General features: G+C 69.1%; 8 protein-coding genes. 1 reads left to right on the forward strand and 7 read right to left on the reverse strand.

What is annotated here, in order from left to right:
- Positions 1-174 precede the first annotated feature (174 nt).
- Positions 175-519, forward strand: coding sequence for a ferredoxin-thioredoxin reductase catalytic domain-containing protein (locus V3572_RS03430; RefSeq protein WP_332109571.1), 345 nt, complete (start codon positions 175-177; stop codon positions 517-519).
- Positions 520-538: 19 nt separating this feature from the next.
- Here the strand turns inward: V3572_RS03430 and V3572_RS03435 are convergent, their stop codons facing one another.
- The 7 genes from V3572_RS03435 to V3572_RS03465 all read right to left on the reverse strand — a co-directional run.
- A complete protein-coding gene (locus V3572_RS03435) occupies positions 539-1336 on the reverse strand; it encodes a phosphate ABC transporter ATP-binding protein (RefSeq protein ID WP_332109572.1) in 798 nt (265 codons plus the stop codon).
- Positions 1333-2253, reverse strand: a complete 921-nt coding sequence (locus tag V3572_RS03440) for a PstA family ABC transporter permease (protein ID WP_332109573.1) — start codon at positions 2251-2253, stop codon at positions 1333-1335. The genes V3572_RS03435 and V3572_RS03440 overlap by 4 nt, the downstream gene beginning before the upstream one ends.
- Positions 2250-3191, reverse strand: coding sequence for a PstC family ABC transporter permease (locus V3572_RS03445; RefSeq protein ID WP_332109574.1), 942 nt, complete (start codon positions 3189-3191; stop codon positions 2250-2252). The genes V3572_RS03440 and V3572_RS03445 overlap by 4 nt, the downstream gene beginning before the upstream one ends.
- A gap of 85 nt (positions 3192-3276) precedes the next feature.
- Complete coding sequence (locus V3572_RS03450; protein ID WP_332109575.1) at positions 3277-4116, reverse strand: phosphate ABC transporter substrate-binding protein; 840 nt, start codon at positions 4114-4116, stop codon at positions 3277-3279.
- Between the two features lie 262 nt (positions 4117-4378).
- Entirely contained in the window at positions 4379-5479 is a 1101-nt protein-coding gene (locus V3572_RS03455; protein ID WP_332109577.1) for an HlyD family secretion protein, read from the reverse strand.
- Positions 5476-6210 carry an ABC transporter ATP-binding protein gene (locus tag V3572_RS03460; protein ID WP_332109578.1) on the reverse strand — a complete coding sequence of 245 codons (735 nt, stop codon included), beginning with the start codon at positions 6208-6210 and terminating at the stop codon, positions 5476-5478. Before V3572_RS03460 ends, V3572_RS03455 begins: the two co-directional genes overlap by 4 nt.
- A gap of 3 nt (positions 6211-6213) precedes the next feature.
- Positions 6214-6669: FtsX-like permease family protein (locus V3572_RS03465; RefSeq protein WP_332109579.1), on the reverse strand; the 456-nt coding region annotated here is incomplete at its 5' end.

Below are 6669 nucleotides of genomic sequence, written 5' to 3' on the forward strand. Positions count from 1 at the left end.
GACCTTCTGACCGGCGACGACCGCAAGCAGGCCATCGAAGCGGTCAAAAAGGTCAATCCGTCCCTGTCGTTTCCGACCATCGTCGTCGGCGACACGGTCATCGTGGGCTTTCGCAAGGACGAAATCCTGACCGCCCTGGAGGGATAGGCCATGAGTCCCGAAAAAGGAGCGCCCATGACGGCGCAACGGCTCTATGAGCAACTGAGGACGTTCCAGGAGTCCAAGGGGTATTTTTTTAACGACGACATGGAGATGACCCTGGCCCTGCTGGACAGCCTTTTGGTCAACAAGGAGCGCCTGGGCTACATGGCCTGCCCCTGTCGGCTGGCCTGCGGCGACTACGAGGCGGACAAGGATATCCTGTGTCCGTGCGCCTACCGGGCGCCGGACGTGGCGGAATACGGGGCGTGTTTTTGCGGGCTGTACGTGTCGCGGGCCTGGCTCGACGGGTCCATCCCCCGGGCTGCCGTGCCAGAGCGGCGCCCGCCGGAGAAGGTGCTGGCCGGGCTTGGGCTGTAAAATCCCTGCCTGCGGGAGGCTAAAACACCTCCTCCATGCACTGCGCCAGGGCCTCGCCCCGGGCCAGATCTCCCGCCGCGAACCGGGCCGACACCTCGCCCCGGCGCATGACCACCAGGTGGTCCGCCATCCGCGCCGCCGATCCCAGCCCGTGGGACACCACCACCAGGGCGTAGCGTTCCCGCAGTCCCGAAAGCAGTTCCTCGATGGCCCGGGCGGCCATGAAATCCAGCGACGCCGCCGGTTCGTCCAAAAGCAGCACGTCGGGCTCAAGGGCCATGGCCCGGGCCAGGCACAGCCGTTGGGCCTGCCCCCCGGACAGGGTCTTGGCCGGGGCCTCCAGGCGGTCTTTCACCTCATCCCACAGCCGGGCCGCAACAAGCGCCTCCCGGGCCGCCTCCCGGGCCTCGGCCTTGTCCATCCCCAGGACATGGCGCAGGGGCATGGTGAGGTTGGCCGCGATGGACAGGGGCAGCAGGTTGGGGGTCTGGAAGACCATGCCCACCCGCCGCCGCAGCTCCGTGACCGGAAAGGCCCGGTCGTGGATGTCCAGGGTGTGGCCGTCCAGGGAAAACAGCACGCGGCCGGTGGTCCGGCAGCCGTCGAAGCATTCGTTTAAGCGGTTTAAGGCCCGCAGCAGGGTGGTCTTGCCCGAGCCCGAGCGGCCCACGACCACGGTCAGTGCGTTGCCCGCCACGTCGAGGTCCACCCCGGACAGGGCCGCCCGTCCCGCAAAGGACACGCCCAGGCCGCGCACGGCCATGATCGCGCCCGGGGGCAGGCCGTCTTCCGGGCCGGGAGAGGCGCCCGCGTTCATCGCATCTCCTCCATGCCGTAGCGTCCCCCCACCAGCCGCGACCCGGCCCGGGCGCAGATGAAAAGCCCCACCGCCAGACACAAAAGGACCAGAGCCGCGCCGTAGGCCCGGGTCAGTTCGTCCGGGGTCTGATACTGGGCCGAGGTGTAGTAGATGTAAAAGGGCAGGGCCTCGAATTTGCCGAAAAGCCCGGACGGCAGCCCGGCCCCGACCACCACCCCGGTCATCAGGATCACCGCCGTGTCCTCGCAGGCCCGGCCCACGGCCAGGATGACGCCGCCGAAGATCCCCCGCCGGGCCGAGGGCAGAAGCACCCCGGCCACGGTGCGCCAGGTGGACAGCCCCAGGCTCGGCCCCAAAAGGCGCATGGCGTCGGGCAGGGCGTCCAGGGCCCCGGCCGTGGCCCCCACCACATAGGGCAGGATCAGAAGGGCCATGCTCGCGGCGGCCAGAAGCAGGCAGGTGTTGGCCTGGGGCAAAAAGGTGCGGCGCAAGAAAAGGATCAGGGCGAAGCCGAAAAGGCCCATGAGGATGGATGGAATCCCGGCCAGCACGTCCACCCCCAGGCGCAGCAGGCGGCGCAGCCGTCCCCGGGCGAAAAGCGACAGGGAGATGCCTCCGGCCACCCCCAGGGGGACGGCCATGGCCGAGGTCAGGGCCACCAGGGCCAGGGTTCCGGCGCAGGCGGGCCAGATGCCGTCCCACACCGGCCGCTGGCCGAGGATGGCGGCCAGGGCGGGAACGTTCCCGAAAAAGAGCCCGCCGCCAAGGGCAGGCCCGGCCTCGTAGGCGAGATAGCCGACCAGGAAGGCCACGGGAAGCGTCGCGGCCAGGGCGCAGCCCCAGGCCGCCGCCCGGGCCGCACGCTCCAGGCCGCGACCCGGCGCGGTTCTGTTCGCATGGGAGCGGGCGGTCATGGGGCCTCCCCGGACGGGGTGTCGCGCCGCACAAAGGCCAGGGCCAAGTTGACCCCGGCGGTTAGGCAAAAAAGGATCATGCCGCAGGCGAAAAGCGAGGCGTAGGCCAGACTGGTGCTGTCCGTGGCGGCCACCAGGGCGATGTGGGAGGTCAGCGGACGCATGGAGTCCAGGAGGGAATGGGGCAGGGCCACGGCGTTTCCGGCCAGCATCAACGGAATCAGGGCGTCGCCTGCGGCCCGGCCGAACCCCAGGGCGGCGGCCGCGAAAAGTCCCCGGCGGCAGCCCGGCAGGACCACGAAAAGCAGGGTCGCGCCCTGAGCAAGGCCCAGGGCCGCCGCCGTCAGCCGGGTGCGCCCGGCCACGGCGGCCATCTGGCCGTCCAGGATGAGCACCACGGTGGGCAGGATCAAAAGCGCCAGCACCAGCATGGCCGACAGCCAGGAGAAGCCGGAGCCGCCGAAGGCCCCGCGCACGGCCGGAACCAGGGTCGCGGCGGCCACGAACCCGTAGACCACCGTGGGCACGGCGGTCATGAGCCGGACCACGGCCCGCAACATCCCGGCCGCCGGGCGCGGCCCCAGGCCGTTTAAAAACAGGCAGACCCCGACGCCCAGGGGATAGGCCAGGGCGAAGGCCGAAAGCGACAGGCCGAAGGTGGCGGCGGCCATGGGCAGGATGCCGAACTGGTTCCGGACGGGGTTCCAGACCGGCGAGAGCACGGCGAAAATTCCCCCTGAGGTGAACATAGGCAGGGTGAAGACGGCCAGGAAGACGAACACCAGGGCCACGGCCAAAAGGGCCGCGAACCCCGAGGCCTGGAAGGCCCAGCGCACCAGGGCCTCGCCCCGGGGGGCGCGCCGGGCGGGCGGAAAAACATGGGGACTGGCCGTCGCCGCACCGGGGGATGCGCCTGCGGCCGTCCGCGTGGGCTTCATGGTGCGCTGCGCCTGAGCCCCCGGCCGGGCGCGCGGCCGGGCCGGGGGGTGTTCGGGCCGCTTGGGGCGCGGCCGGGGGAAGGCATCAGTTGAGCGGAATGTATCCGGCGGCGATGATGTAGGCCTTGCCGTCGGGGCCGAGGATATAGTCGATGAAGGCCTTGACCAGGCCCGTGGGCTGGCCCTTGGTGTTCATGTACAGCTTGCGGGTGACGGGGTAGGCGCCGTTTGAGGCCTTTTGCTGGTCCGGAACCACGCCGTCCAGGGCCGGGGCCTTCACCGTGGCGTCCAGATGGCCGATGCTCACGTAGCCGATGCCGTTTTTGTCTTTGCCCACGGCCACCTTCATGGCCCCGTTGGAGGCCACCACGTTGGCCGTGGCGGCCACGTCGCCCTTCTTGAGCAGTTTTTCCCAGAACACCTCGCGGGTGCCGCTGGCCTCGTCCCGGGTATAGAGGGTGATGGCCGCGTCCGCGCCGCTCACGTCCTTCCAGTTGGCGATCTTCCCGGCGAAGATGTCCTTGACCTGCTGGGAGGTCAGGGCGGCCACGCCGTTTTCGGGGTTGACGACCACGGCCACGCCGTCGATGGCGAAGGGAAAGGAGACCAGCCCGTACTTGGCGACTTCCTCGTCCGTCAGGGCCCGGCCGGTGTTGCCGATGGCCGCCAGCCCTTCGCCCGCCTTCTGCACGCCCACGCCCGAGCCGCCTGCGGCGATGGTTACGGTCACGGCCGGATTGGCCTCCATGACGGCCTTGGCCGCGTCCTTCATGACCGGGATGTGGGCCGTGCCCCCGGCGATGTCCAGGTTTCCGGACAGGCCCTTGAAGGCGTCGAGACCGGCGGCGAAGGCCGACTGGGACGCAAGCAGGCACAGGGCGGCGGCGAAAAGGGCAAGGGTACGGCGAAGGGACGTTGCAGGCATCAGGCACCTCCTGGAATGGGAAAAGGGGGACGACAGCCCGCCTTACGGGGGCGTCACGCAAATGTCACATGGATTCGGATACCTGTCCGAAGGTGGTATCGGCAAATAGAAAAGTCAAATGATGATGAAGCGTTGCGATTAGAATTTCAAATAATTCAGGGGGCAGGGCTTCCTTGCGGCCGGGCGCCGCAGGGTTTCTGGCCACGGCGCTGCGGTGTCGTCGTGGCGGCGGAGGCAAATCACCGGCAAAGCGATTGCGGCGCTAAGGCGTCTTTTCGGAGATTCCCGGGGGCGTATCCACCCCGGCCGCGTCCCCCTCCACGATGACGAACACATCCATGCGCAGCCCCACGGGCAGCCCGGGCTGATCCAGGTCGATGATCGTCTCCAGGATGCGGGTGTCGTTTTTTTCGGCCGGATCGTCCGTGCGCACGTTTTTGCGTCCCAAAATCTTGGCCACCCGGAACACCGTGCCCCAGAACTTGCGTTCGCCGTAGGCATCGGCCACCATGTACGCCCGTTGCCCCTCGCGCACCTTGGCGATGTCCTTTTCGTCCACGTCGGCCCGCACCCGCAGCCGCCCGATGTCCCCCACGGTGACCACCGGTGTGTCGAAGGATACGGACACCATTTCTCCGGCCCGGCGGTGCTTGCGCAGGACCACGCCGTCGATGGGCGAGCGGATCTCGGCCTTGGCCGCGTAGGCCTTGGACCGGTCCAGGGTGGCCCGGGCCTCGTCCGCCAGGGCCCAGGCCCTTTTGATGTCCTCGGCCCGGGACGGGTCGTCCACCAGGTGGAAGCGTTGCCGTGCGGCCTCCACGCGCTGCCGGGAGACCAGGTATTCCTTCTCGGCCCGGTCGGCCTCCTCCTTGGCCAGCACCTCCCCGGCCAGAAGCTTTTCGCGCCGCTCGTGCTCCAGCCGGGCCTGGCGCATGACCGTGTCGGCCTCGGCCAGCGCCGCCTGGGCCTCCTTGCGCTCCATGCTGCGCGCCCCGGCCAGGATCTTTTCTAGCTCCGCCTCCCGGGCGGCCAGGGCGGCCTGGGCCGCGGCCACGGCGGCCTTGAGATCGGCATCCCACAGCCGGGCCAACACCTGTTCGCGGCGCACCGTGTCGCCTTCCTCCACCAGCACCTCGGTGATCTTGCCCGCGATGTCGAAGCCCAGGCGCATTTCCTCGCTCACAGGCTCCACCCGCCCTGGCGCGGCCACCCAGGCCAGATCGCCGGGTGCGCCGCCGCCCGGCCCGGAAGCGGCCGGATCCGTCGCCGTGGGGGACGACGTCTCCACTCCGGCCAGGGCCGCCGTGGCCAGGGCCGCCACCGCGGCCAGGACCAGTACATATCGTTTCCAACAGGGTCTCATGCCGTTACGCCGCCTTGGGTGATGCGTCCGTCTTCAATGGAGACGGTGCGATCCGCAAACTCCAGGATGCGCGGGTCGTGGGTGACGATGACCACCCCCCGGCCGCGCTTAAGGGCCAATTGCCGCAAAAGTCCGATGACCAGCCGTCCGTTCTCGGAGTCCAGGGCCGCCGTGGGCTCGTCGGCCAGGATGATCTCCGGCTCCCCGGCCAGGGCCCGGGCGATGGCCACCCGCTGCTTCTGACCGCCGCTTAAGTCCTCGGGCCGCATGGGGGCCTTGTCCGCCAGGCCCACGGCCTCCAGGGCCGCCGCCACCCGGTCCTGGGCCTCCTGGCCGCGTATGCCCTTGAGGTCCAGGGCCACCTGGATGTTTTCGGCGGCGGTCAGGGTGCGGAAGAGGTTGTAGTTTTGGAAGATGAACCCGAAATGGGACAGGCGCAGGGCGGACAGTTCCTTTTCCGGCAACCCGGCCGCCTCCCGGCCCTTGATGCGCAGGCTGCCCGAGGTGGGGGAGAGGATGCAGCCCAGGATGGACAACAGCGTGGTCTTGCCGCTGCCCGACGGCCCCATGAACAGGGCCACCTCCCCGGCCCGTACGTCCAGGTCCACGCCGCGAAGGGCCGGGACCGTGACGTGGCCGGTGCGGAACTCCTTGGTCAGGCCGCGCACGCTCACCAATGCCTGGCCGTTTTCGGCGCAGGCGGGCGGCGTGGGGGATGTCGCGTCGGCCATGCCTTAGGCCCCCTTGAAAACCATGGCCGGGTCGATGCGGGTGACCCGGTTGATGGAGACGAAGGCCGCGGCCACGCACATGGTCACGGTCAGAAAGAACAGCCCCACGGACATCTTCCAGGTCAAAAGGATGGAGGCCCCGCCAGCCTCGGCCAGATGCACCAGCAGGTGGCTGAGCGCGATGCCCGGCACGTAGCCCACCACGGCGGCGGCCACGGCCTGGGCCATGATGATCTTGTACAGGTAGCCGTTTTTGGCCCCCATGGCCCGCAAGGTGCCGAACTCCGGCAGATGGTCCATGGTCGTGGCGTAGAGGGTCTGGGCCACCACCACCCCGCCGACGACCAGCCCAAGACCGGCGGCGATGACCAGGGCCATGCCCGCGCCGGTGGTGAACATCCAGTACCACTGGGTCTTTTGGGCGAATTCCTCCCGGGTGAACACGTCCACGTCGCTGAC

The sequence above is a fragment of the Desulfolutivibrio sp. genome, assembly GCF_036584575.1.
Lineage (GTDB): Bacteria > Desulfobacterota > Desulfovibrionia > Desulfovibrionales > Desulfovibrionaceae > Desulfolutivibrio.

Excerpts from the sequence above, each read along its gene's own strand:
- V3572_RS03430 (WP_332109571.1), top strand. The coding sequence starts at position 175 with ATGACGGCGCAACGGCTCTATGAGCAACTGAGGACGTTCCAGGAGTCC.
- V3572_RS03435 (WP_332109572.1), bottom strand. The coding sequence starts at position 1,336 with ATGAACGCGGGCGCCTCTCCCGGCCCGGAAGACGGCCTGCCCCCGGGC.
- V3572_RS03440 (WP_332109573.1), bottom strand. The coding sequence starts at position 2,253 with ATGACCGCCCGCTCCCATGCGAACAGAACCGCGCCGGGTCGCGGCCTG.
- V3572_RS03445 (WP_332109574.1), bottom strand. The coding sequence starts at position 3,191 with ATGAAGCCCACGCGGACGGCCGCAGGCGCATCCCCCGGTGCGGCGACG.
- V3572_RS03450 (WP_332109575.1), bottom strand. The coding sequence starts at position 4,116 with ATGCCTGCAACGTCCCTTCGCCGTACCCTTGCCCTTTTCGCCGCCGCC.
- V3572_RS03455 (WP_332109577.1), bottom strand. The coding sequence starts at position 5,479 with ATGAGACCCTGTTGGAAACGATATGTACTGGTCCTGGCCGCGGTGGCG.
- V3572_RS03460 (WP_332109578.1), bottom strand. The coding sequence starts at position 6,210 with ATGGCCGACGCGACATCCCCCACGCCGCCCGCCTGCGCCGAAAACGGC.